This is a genomic window from Bacteroides sp. 2_2_4, assembly GCF_000157055.1.
GTDB lineage: Bacteria > Bacteroidota > Bacteroidia > Bacteroidales > Bacteroidaceae > Bacteroides > Bacteroides ovatus.
Map to the genome: position 1 here is coordinate 235,715 of NZ_EQ973359.1, position 23,349 is coordinate 259,063.

Sequence of the window (23,349 nt, forward strand, 5' to 3'; positions counted from 1 at the left end):
ACCCATCTATATATAATACAACTAAAAGGGGGAAACTACTAACGTCTCCCCCCTACTTTTTTTATTTTATTATCACTTCGTCTATAAAGAACCACGAAGGATGGCCTACACCATAATGCCAAGTCGGACATTCTTTCGTTCCGGTGACTTCTACTTTCACATAACGAGTTTTTATCGGTTCGGCTGATTCAGCCTTGACTCCACGGAATTTTACCTCACCGGTACGTTCTTCCGGTAAATCAATCGTTTTCCAATGTGTATAATGCTCACCGTCTTCAGCATATGAATAAACCACCTTTAGAGGAAAAAGAATCCAGGCCCCTATTTGATGAAGAAAATCTGTTTCCACACTTTGTATCTCTTTTGTTTCGCCCAAATCTATAACAAATGCACCATCGGTTCCTTCCCAACCAATCCAGCTATCAACAAAGGTTGCTCCACCAAACAAACCGTCAACCAATGCGTTCTTTCCTAATGCCGCATATTTTCCGGTAGGAGGAATTAGATAAGTAACTTTTGCACCCAAAGCTAAACTTCTTTCTTTCTGCGGCATGTAACGTTCGCGATACAATTTGCAATAGTCTACCGGTGAATTGGAACGCTCATTCAATGTAGGAACTTGAAACTCTTTCACGCGTTCCTCAAAAAGGTCTAACTTCTTATTAATATCTACCAAATCTTTTTCTGTCTCTGTTCGTGCAATCTCCAGTTCTGAATACTGAATTGGCAGACGTGCCCGTTGAACTCGTTTTAAGAAATCGGGTTCTGCTGCAACAGCCTTTTCAGCCAAATCAAATAAATGATTATAACGACGCATCAAAGCAGGCTTTAACATGCCATATTTATGTGATACAGGTGAATCATATATCCACAACCTCTGTCCACTACCAATTAATGCGCCTTCCATTATCTTTATGTACTGATAAAGATATGGCGCTGCTTCCCCATAATATCCATGCAGAAAATATTGCATCAATGAGTCTACATTAACTTCTGGATTCCACATTAACTTTGACACTAAATAAGCGCGAAGTTCTGCAAAATCTCCTCCCCTGCTCCCTGCTATTTGAGAGAAATGCATGGTGGCATGATTCTTTTTGAAAAGACGGATATTGTCCTGTAAAATATGGAAATTAGGAAATGGAGCCAGATAATTATCAAAGTTAATACCGTAATCCCACACGAAAATATTATTGGTAATCTTAGACCATCCTTCCATGGCTTTCACAAACTTTTTTCCCGAAGCATTCTCCGTCAAAGTTACTTCACGGTCACAGTCAATATCACATAACATAATATTCACATTTGGCAAAGGTTTCACACGCTTCGGAGGATTCATTGTATATAGATAAGCCAATGTGGAAAACTCTTTATCCGGAAAACGGGCAGCCAACTTATTCAGAAAAGTGATGATGCTTCCTGATAATGCTCCTTCATAATCATCAATTGCCTTACAAGCATCACACGTACAATTTGTATAATTACCATCATTCTGACTTACAGACATGATATGTTTATCTGGATTTACTTTGAAAATAGAATCAACACGTTGAGCAACAATCTCAAAAACCTCCGGATTACTCAAACACCACTGACTGGCCTTTCCCGGGTGGCGTTTTCCTTTGAAGTAAGAATAATATTCCGGATGTTCTTTCCCATAAATGGATGAAGGCAGAAGCTTATCAAAAGTATGCACCCAATAACCGGCAGCAAACACTTCATTCGGTTCCTCTAAACGATTCCACCACTTATAAATAGAGTCTGTATGGATAGCATAACATTGTGTCTGACGATAACGAAAGCCCGGGTTTTCGACTTTATTAATGAAGGGTAAGTTCACCGTTTTTGAAGGGGTAAGAGAATATTCATTCTCTCCCCAATAATCGATACCCAAATATTGCTCCAATAAAGTAACAACCCCATATACAACACCGTTTTCTTTACCAGATATTTTTAGAATACCATCTTGAGTAGAAATAGAGAATCCATCCTCTGTTACTTCCGCTGGAGATTGACCACCAATGAGAATATCTCCTTTTCGAGGAGTTTGACTTATAACAACAGGCAGCTTACAACTGGTTACTTTTTGAATAAATGTTTGTAACAAATTTGCAGCTGTCCACGATATTTGATTATTCTCTTTCAAAATGATCCTAGAACTTGTATTCCCATTAGTTACTAACATAGTTTGAGAGAGAGACGGAAACGCCACACTAATTCCCATAAACCATAAACAGAACCGTAGAATAATAGATAATTTCATGTTTTTCTTGCTATTAAAAGTTATTATATAATAGTAATACAATCAATATGATACTATTAAACAATCAATCTTTTTCTTTTTTCATTTATTAACTTATATAGTAAGTCCCACTTTATCCGAAAAAACGAAAAAGCGGGACTTAAAAAATTCAATAACCTATTAACTATTTCGCATATAGGTCAAATTCCGTAAGGCTGACCGTATTGGGACCTTGTTTCACATAATACTTTAAATAACGCGTTTCAATAGCTTTCGAAAACTTAATATATTGTGTGCCACTTCTTGAAATAGTTACAGTTCCGATAGATTTCCATTTTATTCCATCACCTGAAGTAAATACTTCTACTGCAGTCGGTGAATAACTACTAGCATAACACTTATTTCTTATTCCTGTTAATGTCTGCACCTTACCTATATCCACAGTTAACCAATATTCTGCTCCTCCATCACGAGCTACATCAGAATTTGTTCCATCAATTAGATTTTTAGCATCTCCACGAGTCGTCGGGGCAACTTTTACAGTCCAGCCAGAACGATCGGCAATCAAAGTACCTTCAGCCGGTTGCCCGGACTCTACATTGACATGAATATTTTGAATTTTCACATAAACTACTCCTCTGTTAGAGCTAAGTGCATCTAAGTTATTACCTTCTATAGAAGATATGGTAACTGGCAACAAATATCCCCCTTCTGTAGTCAACGATCCTACATTTAACAGCTCTATTTTTATAGAATCTCCAGATACACTTTCTCCATTTTCAATAGTAACAGTTTTATTGGTGAAAGAATAATTTTCAGCAGGTAATATGTTATATTCCGTATCATTAGCTTTATTGTAAGCACTTACTAGATTATCATCACTATCGGCTGTTATTTTCACATCTTTCGATAATCTCTCCGTGGCACATGCAACAAACCGATAATTAGGTTGTAACTCATTTACGACCACTGAATTATCTTTCAAAATCACTGACAACGATGCTTCATAAGAATCTACCGGAAAAACTTTCGTAGAAAGATAAAACTTAGAATTTACAGTAACTTCGTCATCATCGTCACAAGAGATGCACAGTGGTGATGCCATTAATGACATCACTACTGTTTTCCATATTATATTTTTCAATCTCATAATTACATCATTTGAATATTATATTATTTACCATCTGATCTAATGCCATCTACCCATCTGACAACTCCATTAGGCGCCGTGGCTTTATTTCCATGACCAGTTGCGTCTTTAAACTCGGTTCCTGCCCCTTCATTCAATTTCCAATAAGCCTCCAAGCCATCCGTACCCGGATTTATCGCAAACATATTATTCTGAATCTGCGACTGTGAAATAGCAGTAGTCCAAAAACGTACTTCGCTAACTATAGCATCTGTAACCATCCAATCACCATTGCATATACCAAAACTATTCTTAACAAGACGCAAAGGTTTTCTTGGAAGATCTAATGTTGCATCAATATTTCCATTTACATAAATAGTCAATTTCACTCCATCACAAACAAATGCTAAATGATACCATTGATTATTTTTAAACTTAGTAGCAGCATTTACTTGAGTACCTTGTGTTTTTATCTGCAAAATATTACCAGGAATCGGGCCATCACCAAAACGGATATAAATTTCACCATCTTCTGCGATACCATTACCTGGACCTGCAGAAAATATTGCTTGATTCTGATAGCTAGGAGGACCAGGATAACCAACTCCAGGAGTCACCCCATCCCCAAGTTCGCTCATATTAATACGCATTTCAAGTGACCATTGAGTTACTGTATAATCCTGACGCATTTCCATAGTAATTGGTTTTGTACCCGTCAACACTGGTGCAGAGGTTATAATAACCTGATCCATGATATAAATCATCACATCTGCACCTTCCAAAGTTTGTTGCCCACCTGATACAGCAGTAATAGCAACCGGTAGTGCAAATTTATCACCAGAATCAAGCATTTCCTTTGTCAACGGATCAATTGTTACTTTAACAGTAGGAGCCACTAATTCTCCTTTTTTTATAACCACTGTCTTTTGATCAAAAGAATATGAACCTTCCGGCATAGATTTATAGTTCGTACCACTTTTTGTATTATATACTTCCAACGATTTCGGACTTAGTCCCAAAGTAACTTCTATATCTTCTGTTGCAATTTGTCCCGACCGAGGAGTCACAGTGACAACACTACCCTCTTCAGCTACTGTTACTTTTTTAGATTCATAAGACAAACTACTGGATTCAGCTAAATAAATTCTACTGCCGATAGTATCATACTTTGCATCTTCACAACTTGCTATAATTGCACAAAGCAATATGGCAAAGGCGAACATTATTGTATTTTTATTTTTTACCAGATATCTCATAATTATTATATCTTTAAATTTATTATTTTACCGGTGGATTCATAATGCGGATAGCATTACGCAAATAAGGATAAGATTCTTCTGTACCATCAATTGTATATTCATACTCCATATGATAAGTTCCGACCCCTCCTTTTACACATTTTTTCCCGTCAATAATAGGCGTCCAACGTGCCATACCTTCCAAAGACTTCATTTTATTTCCATATCGATCTGTGAAATCAGCACCACCAGACAAAGCCCATTTTTCAAAATTTTCAGTTACAATATATTTCTTAGCAACTTCTTCTGCAGTCAAATGCCCATCGAAGTTTCTTATTGTAGAGTTTAAACGGCTATCCAAATGGTCACGTCCAGTATTATCTCCTGGAGAATCATAAGCCTGCACTATAAAATAATTAAAATAAGGACCTGACTCCGATACAATACTTTGTGGCTCACCGTCAATTACTAATAGCCTGTCTGTACCCGATTTTGGTCCGATTCTTTCTCCCAAGGTCTGAATGAACAACAACATATTCTCATCACTTCCACTCATGTTACCTCGATGACCAAAATTAGGCTCATAGTCAATATCAAAGCCATCATATCCATATTTATCAATACTATCACATATTGCATGGGCATATTTCTTTATAGCTTCTTCCTTATTCTCATTCCATCCCCAGAATTCCAGATAATTATCTTTATATTCCTCGGGAGTCAATTGGTCACCGATATTTTGAACAATAAAACACATCAAAGCTTTAGTACCTTTTACATTTTGTACATAACGCAAATCTTTTGTTTGCGCTTCTGTCAAATGTCTCCAGTTCCCCCAAATAGAAACAAAATCTACACTATCAGGAAGTCCAGCTAAACATTTTTCTAAGGTAGCTCCATTTCCTGTCCAATTACCAAACCATCCAAAAGCAACCGGATGATCTGTTTTTTTATAAGCGCGAAGCTGGGCATAGTATTCTTCCGGAAGTGACGACTGAGTCATATCTTCCTGGAATTTTGGTTCCATGTCTGTCCAATCATCACACGCTGTATTCGCAACCGTTATGCCAAATAACAACATTATAAAATAGAATATCTTTCTCATACTATTTATATTAATATAGATTATACTATTATTCACTTATCCCTACGCTGCCACCAAACCTTAGTCTGATAATTATCAGCGCCACCCAATTTACTTACAGCAGCATTTACATTAGCAGCATTACGAATATATTCCGATGGTGGGAACGGAATACGATTAGCAGAAGGAAGATTGGTTACATTTCCATTCAATAACGGGAAAAAACGCGGATACCCAGTACGACGATACTCACTCCATGCTTCTTGTCCCAAAGGCCACATTGCAATCCATTTTTGGGTTATTAATCTTTCCAGTTTTTCTTCCTCACCAGCATCATCTTTCCATTTGATAGTTATAAAGCTAATAGCACTTTCATTCCCCTTATTCTCATTAGGATCTACATAATCAGCCTGAGTACTTGATTCATCATTCAGGTATTGGTCAATACCATCCGATACTCCCCATTGTGCAAAAGAAAGTCTGATAGCTGATTCATACAAATCTTTCACCGTTTCTCCTTTTACATCCCATCCTAACATTGCCGCTTCAGCTTTATTAAAAGCTGTTTCAGCTGCACTCATCCATAAAGTACGATCCATCTCTCCAACATTTATTCTAGAGAAAGTCGGTCCGGTAATATCATTACCATAAGACAAGCCTGCACGCATCCCCACATAATCATCATCTCCTTTATCGCTCGTTTTCTTTTTAAAATATTTCGACATACGCGGATCGTTATACCCTTTCATATAGGACGTAATATCCGCAGAGACACATTGATCGGGCCATTGTACCAATACCGTATACAATTGATTTTTAGTACCTAAAGAAGTTGCGTTATCTTCATTAGAAGTAATTACCCCAATAGAATGGTTAATAGCTTCCTCCGCCATCTGTCTAGCATATTCACGATCTGCAAAACGAATACGAATGGCCATACGTAGTTTCAGTGAATTTGCAAATTTCACCCATTTCTCAAAGTCACCGTCATAAACTTTATCATACTTAGCCATCGTTCTGTTGTTTGGATTTTCGGTCACATAAACAGTCATTACATTAATAGCATCAGTCAGATCAGTAAACATAGCATGATATGCTTCCTCCATTGTATCGTAAGGAGCCGAAAGTTTATCACTTGAAATTTGGGAATAAGGAAGTGCCCCATACATATCAAGCATACGATGCATTGTCGCAATTCTCAAAATCTGTGCCCATGCAAAGTTAACTCCTGTTCCTTGGGTTACATTCTTTATTTTATTCCATGCACCATACGTCAATACCATTACATTATCATCTGCAAACTGCCAGTTTAACCAGTTCTCGGGTGCGTTATATGTAGCAAAATTTGCCCCTTTAAACTTATCTGTTGCCATTACTTGATAACGTCCATAGCAGTCACCAATCAAGGATTCATTGGTATTATAAATGTTTTCAGTAGCTATGGGATATGCATAATCACATAAAGTCAAGAAGAAAGCATTGGCAGCAAATCCATCTCGTCCAAGTTCTTCTTCCGAAACTTTTCCCAGCGGATCATTCAAGCTATTATCCATGCATCCTTGTAACATTGGAGTTCCAACAAGCATACAGCCTGCAATAGAAATCTGCGTTATGAATTTATATATTTTCATTTGGTTATTCTTTTATCGTTAAAACTGTATTTTTACATTAAATCCCCAACTTCTCAAACTTGGTTGCATAAAGTAATCAACACCTTGATAATAAGTACCAGTAGAAGCGGTAGCTTCCGGATCAAATGGTGCTTTATTATAAATCATCCACAAGTTGTGACCTGTTATTGACAAACTAAGATTACATTTGTTATTAAACCATTTGGCTGGAAGTGAGTAGCCCACCGATAACTCTTGTAAACGAACATTAGTAGCACTATATACATAGTTAGACATCAATCCACTTATTCCACCCACTTCTGTATAATAAGTCTGGGGATCCACTTTTCCATTATTTACAGGAACACCTTCATTATCACGTGCTAAAGCTGTGACCTTAGATACTCCGAACTGATCCATTACAGCTTGTGTTGGTGAGATAACAATACCTCCAAAGCGGGCAGCAAGCATGAATCCCAAGCTAATGCCTTTATAAGAGAAATCATTTCTAAAGCCTAAATTGCTCTTAGGCAATACAGAGCCAATATGAATAAATTCATCCGAATTCTTTATATCCTCTTTCTTCACATTCTGGCTCGCTTTATCAATATATACATTTCCTTCATTATCACGTTTCAAACGATTAGTGACATACATGTCTCCCATGCTTCCTCCTTTACGAAGAATAACTTTAGCCGATCCAATGCCACCTTTATCTATCTCACTCAAACTATAGTGATTACCTTCATCATCCACTGCATCATCCAAGAGTTCTACAATCTTATTTTTATTAAAACTAAAAGTCAAATTTGAATTCCACGAGAAATCTCCCCATGATTTATTGTACCCTAAAGAAAATTCCATACCTTTATTCTCAATATTACCAGACTGCGCATACATAGTCGCATATACAGCGGTTCCTGATAAAGGAACTTGGAATGTTTGTTTGCGAGTATTAGCCTTATACCAGGTAACTTCCAAACTTAAACTATTATTAAAAAATTTGGCATTCAAACCAGCTTCCCAAGAATTAGTACGTTCAGGATAAAGTTTAGGCAAAGGACGATAAGTTTGTAATTTCCATTGACTAGTCGCAGGGTCCCACTCATACGTTTTGTTGGAAGAAAGATTCTTAGGAATAGGAGCACCTACTGAAGCAAATGAGCCGCGTACTTTCAAATAAGTAATAGCTTTGGGTAATTTTACCATTTCGGAAATAACTCCTGAAAGCCCTATTGATGGATAAAAGAAAGATGATTGTTCTGTATTAATCAATGCTGAATCCCAATCATTACGTCCGGTTAAAGTCATATACAACATACTCTTCCAACCAATTTCCGCACTAGCAAAAATAGAGTTGGTGCGTTGTTTGTATCCACTTTCTATAGGATAAGTATCTTTATCCAAAGTTGTAGTCATATTATATAGACTAAAAACATTAGACATATCTTTCAAACCACCTTGGAATCCTCTTTCGTCATAATAAGTTTGAGTAAAACTACCGCCAATATTAGCACTTAAACTTAAGTCACCAAAGCGTTTATTAATATTAGCCATCACATCTGCATAAGCCTGTCTATCGTCAGCTTTATAGTACTTATAGAATCCATAAATAGAACTATTAGTAAAGTAAAGATCAGTAGAAGCATTTCTTTTATCTGAATAATCATTGGTTGCATTATCAATGCGAACGCGCCCTGTCACATCAAGCCAATCCAAAATTTCATATTTTAAACTGGCATTAGCCATGTAACGTTGTTTTTTCATGCCATGGTTCATCTCATTAGCCACCCAATATGGATTATTTTTCATACTGTATCCAGGATCACCCCATCCCCAGTTCTGTACATCTATCTTACGAGTTGTGTCATACGTTTTATACATCCTCACAGCTTCAAAGTTTTCGCCACGCGGGAACAGATATACGGCTGGTAGTGGATTGAAATATTCACCTTGTGCCATTAGATTAAGATCTTCTTGAATAATATAGCTAAAACCCACATCTAATGTCATTTTATCCTTCAGGAATTTTGTTGTATTTCTGAAGGTAAAATTGTAACGGTCATATTTGCTATTTTGAATGATACCAGTTGCATTAGTAGTACCTACAGACAGATAAGTTTGATTCTTTTCATTACCAACAGATAAAGAAACGTTATTCTGGATATTAGTACCAGTATTGAAAAAATCTTTTGGCTCATAAGTTCCGAAAAGAGAAGACGCTTTATCTCCCCATGAAGCAAAGGAACCTGCGCGGTTTATATAAGAATTTTGGAATTCAGGCATTATAAAAGGATTGGAAAAAGTAGAATTATTAGAAATAATAATTCGTGCCTTACCTTCTTTTCCCTTCTTTGTAGTAATTAAAATTACACCAGACGCTGCATTAGAGCCATACAAGGCCGCAGCAGCAGGTCCACTTAATACAGACATGCTTTCAATATCTTCCGGATTGATATCAGATATGCCCTCTCCTCTCGGTTGGGCTGAATATTGTCCGTTAGTGTCACCTTTATTTGTATTAAAAATAGGAACACCATCAATTACATATAAAGCATTATTGTCTGAAGATATAGATTTGGTACCACGCATAATTACACGTGTAGCCCCTCCAACACCGGATGAAGATGCATTGATATTAACGCCAGCCACCTTTCCAGCCAGTGAGTTCATAAAATTGGCACTTTTTACAGTTGTCAATTCATCACCTTTTACTTCTTGCACATTATAGCTTAATGCTTTAGTTGCGCGCTTGATACCTAATGCAGTAACGACTACTTCGTCCAACACCTGCGTATCTTCTCCTAAAGTAACCTTCAAGGGTTGTGCACTAGTAAGCGTGATTGCTTGGGAGAAAATCAGTTTCATATACTTTCCCTAAATTCTATTCTTGTTTGATAAATAGATTAGATGTTCTATTTTTAAGATGTCAGACTAAATACAATTAAGTAAATTCAATGAATGAGAGAAAAAGTTAGTAAGATTGCGCATGAATATGCAGTAATCAACTTGTTTTTATTCATATATGCGGTATGAATATTCGATAAAAGACGTTTTTTCAGGAATGTTCCACACCGAGAAACGAAGTGATTCTCGGTGTGGAACATTTTGATTCTTTAAATGGAACCTAACAAATCATTTAAAGAATAATAATAACTTGCTTTATAGTAGTTGTTTTCTTCTAGTTAGTGCCGATAATACAAAGAACGGAATCTTTTCATTTGATTAATATTATCAATATTAGATATTATTCTATCACTACGCGGGCGATAAAAAGAATAAATTGCAATAATATCATCCTTTTTTTTATTTGAATTACGTTTGGCTAAAGTGGAAATCCCTGCGGTTTTCGAAACACTCCTGATAACAAGATGCATATTCTAAATTATAGATAATCTGAATATGCGTTTTTTAATATTATACTCACTTTTATCCTATATCAATTATTGGTCCATTTTTCATTGTACATACAATTTGCATGCAAATGTATTAATCTAGAGATTAAAGTTAGTCAATAATTGAGCATTCCTTATTCTTTCCTCTTTTTCAAAGTATGCTAAATAGTGCTCGGTTACAGATAAGTTAGAGTGTCCCAAGCTTTCAGAAATATATGAGGTTTTCGCACCTCCACGTTTTAATACTGTAGCAAAAGAATGCCTTGCCGTGTAAGTCGTCAACTGAAAAATTCCAATGTCTTGGGCTATTTTTTTAAGTCTTCTGTTACATTTGGTTATAATACGCCGTACCAATCTAATCTTTTCAAAGGCATCTTCAGTTCCTCTAGCATATTTAAAAATATACGTTTGCGGGCTTAATCTTGGATTACCCCATTTTTGAATAATATTCCACATTTCAGGAGTAATGATTGCATGTATCTCTTTGTTATGTTTGGTAGTTCGAGATGTCTTAGAGCGTACAAAGCATATTTCTCCATCCATAATATTTGAATACTGAAGAAATAATAAATCCATAAAATTAATGCCATTACATAAATAAGAAAACACCCAGAGATCTCTAAATTCTTCTATATCTTTTGTTTCACATTGATAGGACATTACTTTTTTTATTTCAGAAAGAGTAAGTGCTAATTTACGTCCACACCCTTCAGGAATTTCATATTTATTCTTTCCAAAAGGAAAAGATGATTCTTTTATAATACCATCATGTACAGCACGATTTAAGACACACTTTAAAGCTCGGAAATAAATACTTATGCTTGAATAGCTTTTACCTTCTGATATCCAAAATTTTTCACAACGTTTAAGCCAATCAATTGTAATGTTTTCCAAAGGTATAGTGGAACCTCCGAAATCTTCTAAACTTTTTAAAGCACTTTGATAATTTAGGTAAGTGTTTGCTTGTTCATAGGCTTCCAGTTCTTTCATTTTTAAGCGAAAAGCACTGCGCAAAGTCATATCATTCATCTGCCTTCCTAACCTGACGCTTAATGTTTCAATACTAAATTCTCCTTTTGTTATCAGTTCATTAACTTGTTGCTTAATAGTTGAAAAACTACTCTCTATATCTGATCGAATTTCTGCCAATAACCGGCTTTTTACCTTTAATAACCTTGCCCAATCTTCTTTTGACACTTCCTTCCCAGTTGAGTAATATTTTTGCTTTCTTCTATATACCACTTGAACTTTAACAGGAAACTGTCCACTCTTTTTTGCTCTTCTGGTATCTAATATGGTTAAAACCGAAATTCCATCTTTTGAATATTTGAACATAAAATGAATATTTATATCTATACAATAGGTAAAGCATACATATATTGTATGCAAAATGTATGCAAATGTAATAAATCAGCCTGATTTTAATAAGTACATAAGATTCTATTTATCAAATATTTGAGTATTTATTTTTCAATTAGGAATCTTTCTATTCTATTTTTTTCGAAAAAAATCTTATCTTCGTTTAGTAAGGTTACAACATAAAATGTATTACTATTGAATAAGCGCTTATGGAATTTATTTTAAGTATAACCTTTAAATTTATTAATTATGAGAAACAGAGATACATGAAACCTTTGTGTGAAAACGGTAATCTCATTTACCGCCTCTAATTACAAATTCTCTAAAAACTATTTCTAATTAAAAAGAATAAGATGAAAGAAATTATAAAACACAAGTTTTCATACTTGTTATTCTTCCTTTTGTTGGTTTCGTGTTTTGCTTCAGCTTATGGGCAAGAACGAACGATCACTCTTAATCTATCGAAAGTACCCTTGAACACTGCTTTGAAAGAAATTGAGAAACAAACTTCAATGTCAGTAGTCTATAACACAAATGATGTCGATATAAATCGTGTCATATCTATCAAGGTAACAAAAGAATCTTTGAATAATGTAATGAATCAGTTATTCAGAGGAGTAAATGTCAGTTTTTCAATAGTAGATAATCATATTGTACTTTCTGCGAAGAGTAATAAAGAAGAGCAGCAGAAAAAAACACCAATTACTGCAAGTGGTACTGTTACTGATTCAAAAGGAGAACCATTGATTGGAGTTAGTATTTTGGTAAAAGGAACTTCAAATGGTACTATCACTGATATGGATGGAAATTTCAAAATACAAGCAGCTAAAGGTGATGTACTTGAAGTATCCTATATCGGTTATGCCTCCCAAACAATCACGCTTGCCAACGCACAACCTATAAAAGTAACCTTAGGAGAAGATACGCAAGTATTGGACGAAGTAGTTGTTACTGCATTGGGTATCAAGCGTGCAACTAAGGCGTTAAGTTATAATGTACAAGAGGTAAAAGGTGACGAATTGACAGCTGTAAAAGATGCCAATTTTATGAATTCACTATCAGGAAAGGTTGCCGGTGTTCAGATTAATAGTGGTGCAACCGGTGCTGGTGGTGCCACACGTGTTGTTATGCGTGGTATGAAATCTCTGACTAAAGATAACAATGCATTGTATGTAATTGACGGTGTACCTATTTTTAATACAGGAAAAAGCGGTGGCGAAGGATTATTTGGAGAGATGGGAGGATCAGATGCTGTTGCTGACTTAAATCCGGACGATATTGCTAGTATTAGTATGATGACCGGTCCTTCTGCGGCAGCATTATATGGTTCTGCTGCGGCAAACGGTGTTGTTTTAATTACTACTAAAAAAGGCCAAACAGAGAAAACTACCATAACAGTATCCAACAGTACTACTTTCTCTAAAGCATATATTATGCCGGATATGCAGAACCGTTATGGTACAAGTTCCGGATTATTCAGCTGGGGAGAATTGACAAACCGTCGATATAACCCATCTGACTTCTTTGAAACAGGCTCCAATGTTATCAATTCGGTAGCATTATCTACAGGAAATACCAAAAACCAGACCTATCTTTCTGCTTCTACAACTAACTCCGGTGGAATTCTTCCGAATAACTCCTATAACCGTTATAATTTTACGGCACGTAATACCACCCATTTCCTGAATGATAAACTTACTCTGGATATCGGTGCACAATATATCGTTCAGAACAACAAAAACATGGTTTCTCAAGGACAGTATTATAATCCTCTCCCATCACTGTATCTATTCCCTCGTGGAGACAACTTTGACGAAATTCGTCTGTATGAGCGTTATAATACTAACTACGGCTATATGGAACAATATTGGCCTTATGGTGATGCAAGTTTGTCATTACAAAATCCATATTGGATACAAAATCGCATCAACCGTACTTCCAACAAGAAACGTTATATGATGAACGCTTCTTTGAAATGGCAGGCTGCAGATTGGCTCAATGTTGTCGGTCGTGTCAATCTGGACAACTCCGACTACCGGAATAAAAACGAAAAATCTGCTTCTACATTAACAACATTCTGTGGTGTAAGCGGTGGTTTTGAAGATGCCATGCGTCAGGAACGTTCTTTATATGCCGATTTCCTGGCTAATATAGATAAAACATTTGGTGATTTTCATTTAACAGCCAATGTTGGTGCTTCCATATATCATACTTCAATGGATCAGTTATATATTGCAGGTGACCTGGTTATTCCTAACTTCTTCCAGATCAACAATATTAATTTCTCCGCCAACTATAAACCGGACCCTACCGGATATGAAGATGAAATTCAAAGTATTTTTGCCAGTGCTGAATTAAGTTGGAAAAATCAACTGTATCTAACCGTAACCGGACGTAATGACTGGGATTCAAAACTTGCATTCTCCAAACAGAAATCTTTCTTTTATCCGTCAGTCGGTTTATCGGCTTTATTATCAGAAATGGTTAAACTGCCCGAGGTGATCTCTTATGCTAAAATACGCGGTTCATATACAGTGGTAGCCTCTTCTTTCGATCGTTTCCTTACTAATCCGGGTTACGAATACAACAGCCAGACACATAACTGGGCGAATCCGACCGTTTACCCGATGGACAACATGAAACCTGAAAAGACTAAGTCCTGGGAAATCGGTTTGAACTTGAAATTCTGGGGAAACCGTTTCAATTTAGACGCAACTTACTATCGTTCTAACACACTGAACCAAACATTTAAGGTAGATATTCCCTCTTCTTCCGGATATAAACAAGCGATTGTACAAGCTGGTAACGTGCAAAACCAAGGTCTTGAATTGGCTTTAGGGTTCAACGATAAATGGGCAGGATTCGGATGGTCTTCTAATGCAACCTTCACTCTAAACCGTAACAAGGTGAAACGACTGGCAAGCGGCAGCGTGAATCCCGTGACAGGAGAAGCTATCCAAATGGATGAAATGAATGTGGGTTGGTTAGGTAAAGAGAATGTAGCTCCTCGCGTCATCCTGACAGAAGGAGGCTCCATGACTGATATCTATGTATACAACCAACTGACAAAAGACAATAACGGTAATATAAAAGTCGATCAGAATGGTAATCTGGGTATCACTTCATCAAACACTCCGGTAAAAGTAGGTAATCTGGATGCTGATTTCAACCTCGGATGGACCAATCATTTCACTTATAAAGGAATTGATTTAGGAGTTGTATTATCAGCCCGCGTAGGCGGATTAGCTTATTCGGCTACTCAAGGTATCTTAGATTATTATGGAGTATCCGAAACATCTGCAACAGCTCGTGATAATGGTGGTATACCTATTAATAACGGTAAAGTTAACGCCCAAAAGTATTACCAGACTATTGGTACGGGTGAAGGTGGCTACGGTCGTTATTATCTATATAGTGCAACCAATGTACGTTTGCAGGAATTGAGTCTAAACTATACACTTCCTAAAAGATGGTTTAAAAATGTGGCGAATGTTACTTTGGGTATTGTAGGACGTAATTTATGGATGATTTATTGTAAAGCCCCATTTGACCCGGAATTGTCTGCCTCTACCTCCAGTAACTATTATATGAATGTAGACTACTTTATGCAACCTAGCTTGCGTAACTTCGGTTTTAATGTGAAAGTTCAATTCTAAAAGAAAAAGCTAATGTTATGAGAAAATATTTAAGAAATATCACAGTCGGTGCCGCTCTGTTGTTACTGGCAGGAAGTTGTACCGATAAATTTGAGGAGTATAATACGAATCAATATCAAATTCATGATGCAGACCCTGCGACTTTGATGAAGTCTATGATTGAAACAATTGTGAATATTCAGCAGAATGACTCTCAAATGCAAGATCAGATGGTGGGACAGTTAGGTGGCTATCTATGCTGTTCTAACACATGGAGTGGTACAAACTTCAGCACATTCAATCAGAGTGATGCCTGGAATGCTACCCCCTGGAACACTCCGTTTGAAAAAATATATGGAAACTTTTTCCAAATACAGGAAGCAACTAATTCTACGGGACATTATTATGCTTTTGCGTGTATGATACGTGCAATAACGATGCTTCGCGTTGCGGATTGTTATGGACCGATGCCTTACAGCCAAGTAAAGAAGGGTAATTTCTATGTATCTTATGATACCCAGGAACAGGTCTATACCAGTATATTAAGTGATTTAGCCAATGCAGCTGATGTTTTGTACAACTATTATGTAGAAACAAATGGCAATGCCCCATTGGGGGCCAATGATCCGGTTTTTGATGGAAATTATTCAGGTTGGGCTAAGCTAGCCAATTCAATGCGCTTACGTGTTGCAATGCGAATCAGCGGAACATGGCCTGGCATTGCTCAAGAGGCAGCTGAAGCAGCAGTAACACATAAAGCAGGATTGATTGAAAGTAATTCGGATAATGCTATGCTTTCTTGTGGCACACAGAGTAATCCATATCAACTGGCAGCTGTAAGTTGGGGTGATCTGCGTGTGAATGCAAATATTGTAGATTATATGAATGCATATGGCGATCCACGTATGCCGAAGTTCTTTAATAAGTCTACCCTTGCCGGGAAAACAGATAAATATGTAGGTATGCGTACAGGAGATGCTGATTTTAAAAAGGCAGACGCTGCAGGATTTTCTATTCCCGCATATACGGCAACCTCTAAATTAATGGTTTTCTGCGCTGCAGAAACGGCTTTTTTACGTGCAGAAGGAAAATTGCGTGGTTGGAATGTCGGTTCTAAAACAGCAAAAGCCTATTACGAAGATGGTATTAATTTGTCAATGGAACAATATCAGGTTTCAGCCACTGAATACTTGAAGATTGACGAAGCTCCTGTCGTATCACATGAAAGTGATGCTGTGCAAAATGCTACTGTTACAATTACCAATACAGTGAGTGTGATGTGGGATGACAGTGAGGCTGATAACGTAAATGGAAAAAATTTCCAACGTGTCATTACTCAAAAATGGATCGCCAATTATCCATTAGGATTGGAAGCATGGGCTGAATATCGCCGTACAGGTTATCCGGAACTTTATCCTTGTATCGACAATCTATCAGATTGTGGAGTGAGTAGCCAACGCGGTATGCGTCGTCTAAGCTTCCCTTATACAGAGGCACAAAACAATAAAGCCAATTATGATCTGGGAGTAGCAGAACTAGGCGGTGCTGATAACGAAGCTACTGACTTAAAGTGGGCTAAAAAGAACTAATTTATATAATGCATAAAAAGGACTTTTATGAAGAAAATTTATTTATTATACATTGTACTCATATCACTGGCAACGACCTCATTGATCGGTTGCAGTGACTGGACGGAGTCGGAAGCAAAAACTTTTCCCGAATCGATCGTATCGGATGAATATTATGCGGCCTTGCGTGCCTATAAGCAGACAGATCACCAAGTTGCCTTTGGCTGGTTTGGTGGCTGGAGTGGTGAAGGTGCCTATATGAAAAGCTCTTTAGCCGGTATTCCTGATAGTGTAGATATTGTTTCTATTTGGGGAAATTGGTCGAACATTACAGAAGCTCAAAAAAAAGATCTGCAATTTTGCCAACAAGTTAAAGGAACTCGTTTTACCATGTGTTTTATTATCAGAAGTGTAGGCGATCAAATTACTCCGCAGAATATTCGTGAAAATTGGGAAAATATGGGATTTTCATCCGAAAAAGAAGCTGTGAATGATTTTTGGGAATGGCCTTCCGATGAATCAAATAAGGAAGCAATAGAAGCATCCATTCGCAAATATGCAAGCGCCATTGCCGATACAGTAAACAAATATGGTTACGACGGCTTTGATATTGATTATGAACCTAATTTCGGCAACCCCGGTAATATCGTAGACGAAGACGATAGAATGTTTGCATTTGTTGATGAACTAGGCAAATATTTCGGTCCGAAATCAGGAACAGGTAAATTATTAGTTATCGATGGCGAACCACAGAGCATAACAGGTAGACCTGAAGTCGGGTTATATTTTGACTATTTTATCATTCAGGCTTACAATAATAGTAGTCCTGGCAGTGATTCTAAACTCGATAAACGTCTTATCACAGGCGGCGTAGCAGGTGCAGGACTTGTTCAGACGTATAGCAGTGTCATGTCTGAAGAACAAATCACGAAGATGACCATCATGACCGAGAATTTCGAGGCTACTGATGCTGCTATGGACGGTGGATATGATTACACTGATCGTTATGGTAACAAAATGAAATCTCTCGAAGGAATGGCACGCTGGCAACCAAGTAACGGATTCCGTAAAGGTGGTGCAGGAACCTATCATATGGAAGCAGAGTATGGAACTTCACCAGAATATAAAAATATACGCCGTGCTATTCAAATTATGAACCCGTCATCACATTCATTACTTAAAAATTAATGTAAACTATGAAACGTATGAATTATATAAAAATTTTATGCTTCTCCGCAGTCATAACAGGCTTAGGAAGTATAGTAAGTTGTGGAGATGCAAAATACGATACTTTAGATACACATGCTTATATTGAAGAAGCTCTTTCCAGTACAAGTCAAAAAGTGACCGTACAGGCTACTGGAGAAAGTTTTACTACCCTAAATGTGCATCTTAGTAATCTTTCTTCTACAGACAATCATTATAAATTGGTTACAGATCAATCAGTACTGGACACTTATAACCATATTAATGGAACCGGATATATAATGTTGCCCAAAGATTATTATACGTTGCCGGAAACGATTACTGTAAAAGCAGGACAATATGCAGCCGATGCCCTCCCCATCGCTTTGAAAGCTTTCAGTCAGGAAATGATGAAATCGGGAGAATCATATGCACTGCCTGTAAAACTAGTATTGCAAGATGGAAGTATTTCACCGATGGAAAATACCGGAACCTTTGTTATTTTGGCAGAAAGTATTATCGAATTTTCAGCTCCAATGTTTGTTGGCGCTCCTAGTTTAAAAGCTAATAAATTCACAGAATCTCCCGAAACGTATTCACAATATACGATAGAGGTTCGTTTTCAGGTAGCCAACACAGCTGACCGTGACCGTGCAGTATTTAAGAACGGAGGAGATGATGCAAACTTCATCCTTTTACGTTTTGAGGATCCTCAAAGTGACAATGAAAATTATAAGGCACATTCATTAGTACAGATTGTAGGACGTAACCGGCTTTATTTGAATCCAAGTAATTCTTTCAAGCCAAACGAATGGCAACATTTAGCATTGGTCTGTGATGGTTCCAACTATCGACTTTACATAAACGGAGTTGATTCGGGTGTGTTGAGTATACCAACAGGAGCAACAACTTTCTCTGATGTAAATTGGTTCTGCTTAGGTGATGATTCTTATAGTAGATGGGGAAACTGTAAAATTTTGATGAGTGAAGCACGTATCTGGTCTGTAGTTCGTTCCGCTTCTCAAATTCAAAATAACATGACTCAAGTTAGCCCTAAATCTGTAGGTTTGGAAGCTTATTGGCGATTCAATGAAGGACAAGGCAATGTATTCGAAGATGCAACCGGCAAAGGTCATACATTGACTACTTCTGCTACTCCTACCTGGATTGACGGTATTTTATCTACAGATAAATCTACCGAATGGAAATAGTAATAATTTAATCGTATGTACATATGAAAAATATATTTCAATCACTATCAATAGCAACTCTACTCGGCTTGTTTGTCCCGTTCATTTCGTCCTGTAGCGATGATGAAGACGTTTTTAACGAGTGGAATGCTACGTATGTGTCTCTACAGAGAAATGACTATTTATCGGGGAATGTAAAAAAGTTCAATCTGACTCATGATGCGAATGGAATCGGAGGAGATGAAATTAAGATGGCTTTTACTGTAAAAACACAGAAAGCAGTCTCTACAGATATGGTTATCGCATTAAGTGCAAAAAGTGAAACAGAAGGGCTTGATGCAAGCCAGATCGTTTTAAGTTCCTCACAGGTTACTCTCAAAGAAGGACAGATGACTTCTGAAGAAATCACTGCGACGGTTGATCCGACGATATTTGCCAGTATCATGGAAAAAACAAGTTTCTCTTTCAGTGTCTCAATCAGTAATGTAACTACCAATGATAAGAACACTGTTATTAGCAGTAGTTTAAGTACATTGCCTGTCATTATTAATAAAGCTGCCTATTGTAATCTAAAAAGCGGTATTCCTAGTAATAGCCAACTTATCAGTAATCGCGCCGGCTGGATTATTAATGTAGAAGAAGGAGTAGAAGGCGCACCCAATAATTTAATCGATGGCAAGACTGGAACTGACGTTGCTCTAAATAATAAAGGATTCTGGTTTACTGTTGATTTAGGAGAAGCTAAGGTTTTAACAGGTATCAAAACGAATCATTGGGCCAATGCATATGCTCCTAGAGAAGTGGAAATATTACAGTCTGAAAATGGTACGACATGGAAATCATTGAGTTCATTAGCAATCTCCGGTGGTACACAGAATATTACGTTCATTTCTCCTATTACTACGCGATATCTGAAATATCAGATTATTACTATCTCTACAAACGGTCGTACGGATGTTACAGTATTTAATGTTTACGAACCCAAAAGTGAGTAAGTATTTATGAATAGATAACTATAAAAATATAGAATAGAGGCTATCAAACAGGCCTTAAGTTCATAAAATCACCCTCATTACAATGAACTGCACCCCAAAAGTTGAACACAAAACTTAAGGAGTGCAGTTCAGTCATGTAGTGAGGGTGATTTCTCGTGTTAAAGACTATCTAATCAAATCCCATTCCAATCAGTTTGCCACTACATATATGTGAAATGCCCCCAGAAAGTTATGTATCTAACTTTTGGGAGCACTTCACATCTTTATATAACGAACAAACCTTAATCTGTCAAGATCTAATTAGACAGCCTTTTAGAAACACTAACCTATCTCTTATTTCTTCATCACTCGGACAATCCGTCCGTCTTTCTTATAAGAGAAATGATTGGTATGCATTAATACATTCAGTATCTCATCAGCAGTGCTATCAGTAGAGAATTCACCGGTAAACCGTTCTGATTTCAATGCTTCATCCTTATAGATAAATTTGATGTCGTACAACTTCTCCATAATATTGGTTATTTCCAATAAAGACTGTTGCTTAAATTCCAACTTGCCATTAATCCAGAGAAGCACATCTGTAGGTTGGTTATATTCAATTAACTCTGCTTGATAAGTATCCGTATTTACATTCAATGTCTGTCCCGGTTTCAACAAATAACCATTCTCTTCCGTTCGCGGAGAATCTACCCGTACCAGTCCTTGAAGCAAGGTAGTCACTACCCTATTCTCATCTTGGCGTGCACGCACATTAAATTTCGTACCAAGCACACAAGTCTTGATTTGCTTACTATTTACTATAAATGGAGCATGTTTATCATGAGACACTTCAAAATAGGCTTCACCCGACAAATCGATTTGACGATCCGAACTCCATAAAGAATTATGATAAACTATTTTTGAAGATGCATTCAGCCATACCTTACTACCATCCGGCAACACAGTCTGCGCTCTCTGTCCGGCAGCAGTTATCACCTCATAATCCGAAAGCTTATTAGAAAGTAATCCCCAGGCAATTCCACCGGCAAAAACGAGTCCGGTAAGAAAAGCAGCCGCCACAGTAGCATAACGTCCCCAACGGATTGAAATACTTTTCCGCTTAGCCTTTTTCTCCTTTTCTCTGATAGCTGATTTAAATTGATCCAATGACGCCTCTGTATCTACAGTATTCATCACCGCTATACGCTCACCTACAAAGAGAGTGTAATAAAGTTGCTCCAAAGTTTTCCGGTTTTCCGGCCCTTCCTCGCACCAAGCTTCCACCCGAGCAGCTTCTTCATCATTACATTCACCTTGCAGGTAATTCACCAAGATAGTTTCATCCATGCTCTTTTATCTTTTTACAAAAAAACTATAATATCTTTGTAGTAATACAGTTGTGAGCACAAATATACTAAAGAGAAAAAGAAAAAAATATTTTTTCTCGCATTTTTATTTCATTTATCTACTTCTTTCATTATTTTTGTCTTACATAAATTAAAAGAGAATGTCACAATCTCCGATATATTTGGATATAAATAATAATAAGTCCGTTATCACTGCCCTAAAAGCAGGAGAAGAAAAAGTTTTTGACGTCGTCTACAGACATTACTTCCGTAGGCTATGTGCTTTTTGTTCCCAATATGTAGGCGAGCAGGAAGAAATAGAGGAGATTGTACAAGAAACAATGATGTGGCTGTGGGAAAATCGTTGCACTCTTATGGAAGAGCTGACACTCAAAACACTTCTTTTTACGATTGTCAAGAACAAAGCTCTCAACCGTCTTTCCCATTTTGAGATCAAACGAAAAGTACATCAGGAAATCGTTGATAAATATGATAGTGAGTTCAATAATCCGGACTTCTATTTGAGTGATGAGCTTTTCCGCTTATATGAAGAAGCACTAAAAAAACTTCCGAAAGAATATCTCGAAGCTTACGAGATGAACCGCAATCAACATCTGACACATAAAGAAATTGCCGAGAAGCTGAATGTATCTCCACAAACGATTAATTACAGGATTGGACAAGCCTTAAAGTTATTACGAGTAGCTTTAAAAGACTATCTACCTTTATTCATACTTATTTTCGGACCTAATTTTTTCGAACAATCATGAAATCAAAATTCGTATTTAGTAGTTCAAGCCTGTTTATCGGACTTTTTCTTTTCTTCTTCACTGAAAACGTGTGTTCACAAGAATCCGCTGATAACTGGACTCTTAAACAAGCCCGTCAATGGACACAAAAACAAGAATGGGCAAACGGACTGAAGGCAATGCCTCATAAAACAACCGATTATCAGGAATTTGCGTCACAATATCATAAGAATAAGAAAGTGTGGGACAAGACTTTCCAATGGCTAGCTACCCACGACCTTGCGAATATGCCTGCCGGACGATATGAAGTGGATGGCGAACATTGTTACATCAATGTACAGGATGCAACAACACAAGATGTCAGTAAACGTAAAATCGAAGCACACCGTCATGGTATTGATCTGCAATATGTAGTGAAAGGCACCGAACGTTTCGGAATTACTTCAGCAGAATATGCAGAGCCTATCACCGAATACAAACCGGATGTAACTTTCTACAAAGCCAAGAAAATAAAATATGTAGATTCCACCCCGGACACATTCTTCATGTTCTTCCCCAAAAACTTCCATCAGGCATTGGTAAAGGCAGGGAAAGAACCGGAGGATATACGAGTCATTGTTGCTAAAATCGAATATATCCCATAAA

General features: G+C 37.1%; 15 protein-coding genes. 7 read left to right on the plus strand and 8 right to left on the minus strand.

Annotation, left to right across the window (positions count from 1 at the left end):
* Window positions 1–61: 61 nt before the first annotated feature.
* From BSCG_RS16255 to BSCG_RS16220, 7 genes are all read right to left on the minus strand, one after another.
* Window positions 62–2,263, minus strand: a complete 2,202-nt coding sequence (locus BSCG_RS16255) for a DUF4838 domain-containing protein (protein WP_008640539.1) — start codon at window positions 2,261–2,263, stop codon at window positions 62–64.
* Window positions 2,264–2,426: 163 nt separating this feature from the next.
* On the minus strand, window positions 2,427–3,392 hold the full coding sequence (locus BSCG_RS16250) for a BT_3987 domain-containing protein (protein ID WP_004306235.1): 966 nt from the start codon (window positions 3,390–3,392) through the stop codon (window positions 2,427–2,429).
* A gap of 23 nt (window positions 3,393–3,415) precedes the next feature.
* Window positions 3,416–4,627 (minus strand): DUF1735 and LamG domain-containing protein, encoded by a 1,212-nt coding sequence (locus BSCG_RS16245; protein WP_008640544.1) that lies wholly within the window; start codon window positions 4,625–4,627, stop codon window positions 3,416–3,418.
* Between the two features lie 22 nt (window positions 4,628–4,649).
* Window positions 4,650–5,714: a glycoside hydrolase family 18 gene (locus BSCG_RS16240; RefSeq protein WP_008640545.1), complete on the minus strand. Its 1,065-nt coding sequence runs from the start codon at window positions 5,712–5,714 to the stop codon at window positions 4,650–4,652.
* Window positions 5,715–5,746: 32 nt separating this feature from the next.
* Window positions 5,747–7,324: a SusD/RagB family nutrient-binding outer membrane lipoprotein gene (locus BSCG_RS16235; protein WP_008640546.1), complete on the minus strand. Its 1,578-nt coding sequence runs from the start codon at window positions 7,322–7,324 to the stop codon at window positions 5,747–5,749.
* A gap of 18 nt (window positions 7,325–7,342) precedes the next feature.
* Entirely contained in the window at window positions 7,343–10,171 is a 2,829-nt protein-coding gene (locus tag BSCG_RS16230) for a SusC/RagA family TonB-linked outer membrane protein (RefSeq protein ID WP_008775777.1), read from the minus strand.
* A 626-nt stretch (window positions 10,172–10,797) separates the two neighbouring features.
* Entirely contained in the window at window positions 10,798–12,033 is a 1,236-nt protein-coding gene (locus tag BSCG_RS16220; protein WP_004310779.1) for a site-specific integrase, read from the minus strand.
* Between the two features lie 377 nt (window positions 12,034–12,410).
* Between BSCG_RS16220 and BSCG_RS16215 the strand changes: the two genes are divergently transcribed.
* Genes BSCG_RS16215 through BSCG_RS16195 form a run of 5 tightly spaced genes read left to right on the plus strand, consistent with a single transcriptional unit; the run spans window position 12,411 to window position 20,630 of the window.
* Window positions 12,411–15,713 (plus strand): TonB-dependent receptor, encoded by a 3,303-nt coding sequence (locus BSCG_RS16215; RefSeq protein WP_032849479.1) that lies wholly within the window; start codon window positions 12,411–12,413, stop codon window positions 15,711–15,713.
* A 17-nt stretch (window positions 15,714–15,730) separates the two neighbouring features.
* On the plus strand, window positions 15,731–17,281 hold the full coding sequence (locus BSCG_RS16210; protein WP_008775780.1) for a SusD/RagB family nutrient-binding outer membrane lipoprotein: 1,551 nt from the start codon (window positions 15,731–15,733) through the stop codon (window positions 17,279–17,281).
* Window positions 17,282–17,308: 27 nt separating this feature from the next.
* A complete protein-coding gene (locus tag BSCG_RS16205; protein WP_004300462.1) occupies window positions 17,309–18,448 on the plus strand; it encodes a glycoside hydrolase family 18 in 1,140 nt (379 codons plus the stop codon).
* A gap of 8 nt (window positions 18,449–18,456) precedes the next feature.
* On the plus strand, window positions 18,457–19,656 hold the full coding sequence (locus BSCG_RS16200) for a DUF1735 and LamG domain-containing protein (protein WP_008999501.1): 1,200 nt from the start codon (window positions 18,457–18,459) through the stop codon (window positions 19,654–19,656).
* 23 nt (window positions 19,657–19,679) lie between these two features.
* Complete coding sequence (locus BSCG_RS16195; protein ID WP_032845044.1) at window positions 19,680–20,630, plus strand: DUF4999 domain-containing protein; 951 nt, start codon at window positions 19,680–19,682, stop codon at window positions 20,628–20,630.
* A 333-nt stretch (window positions 20,631–20,963) separates the two neighbouring features.
* Here the strand turns inward: BSCG_RS16195 and BSCG_RS16190 are convergent, their stop codons facing one another.
* The gene (locus BSCG_RS16190; RefSeq protein ID WP_004306246.1) at window positions 20,964–21,956 is read right to left on the minus strand and encodes a FecR family protein; all 993 of its coding nucleotides are present in this window, start codon (window positions 21,954–21,956) and stop codon (window positions 20,964–20,966) included.
* Window positions 21,957–22,116: 160 nt separating this feature from the next.
* On the opposite strand from BSCG_RS16190, the gene BSCG_RS16185 reads away from it, so the two are divergent.
* Both BSCG_RS16185 and BSCG_RS16180 read left to right on the plus strand, forming a co-directional pair.
* On the plus strand, window positions 22,117–22,725 hold the full coding sequence (locus BSCG_RS16185) for an RNA polymerase sigma-70 factor (RefSeq protein ID WP_004300457.1): 609 nt from the start codon (window positions 22,117–22,119) through the stop codon (window positions 22,723–22,725).
* Entirely contained in the window at window positions 22,722–23,348 is a 627-nt protein-coding gene (locus tag BSCG_RS16180) for a YhcH/YjgK/YiaL family protein (RefSeq protein ID WP_032845045.1), read from the plus strand. Before BSCG_RS16185 ends, BSCG_RS16180 begins: the two co-directional genes overlap by 4 nt.
* Window position 23,349 lies beyond the last annotated feature (1 nt).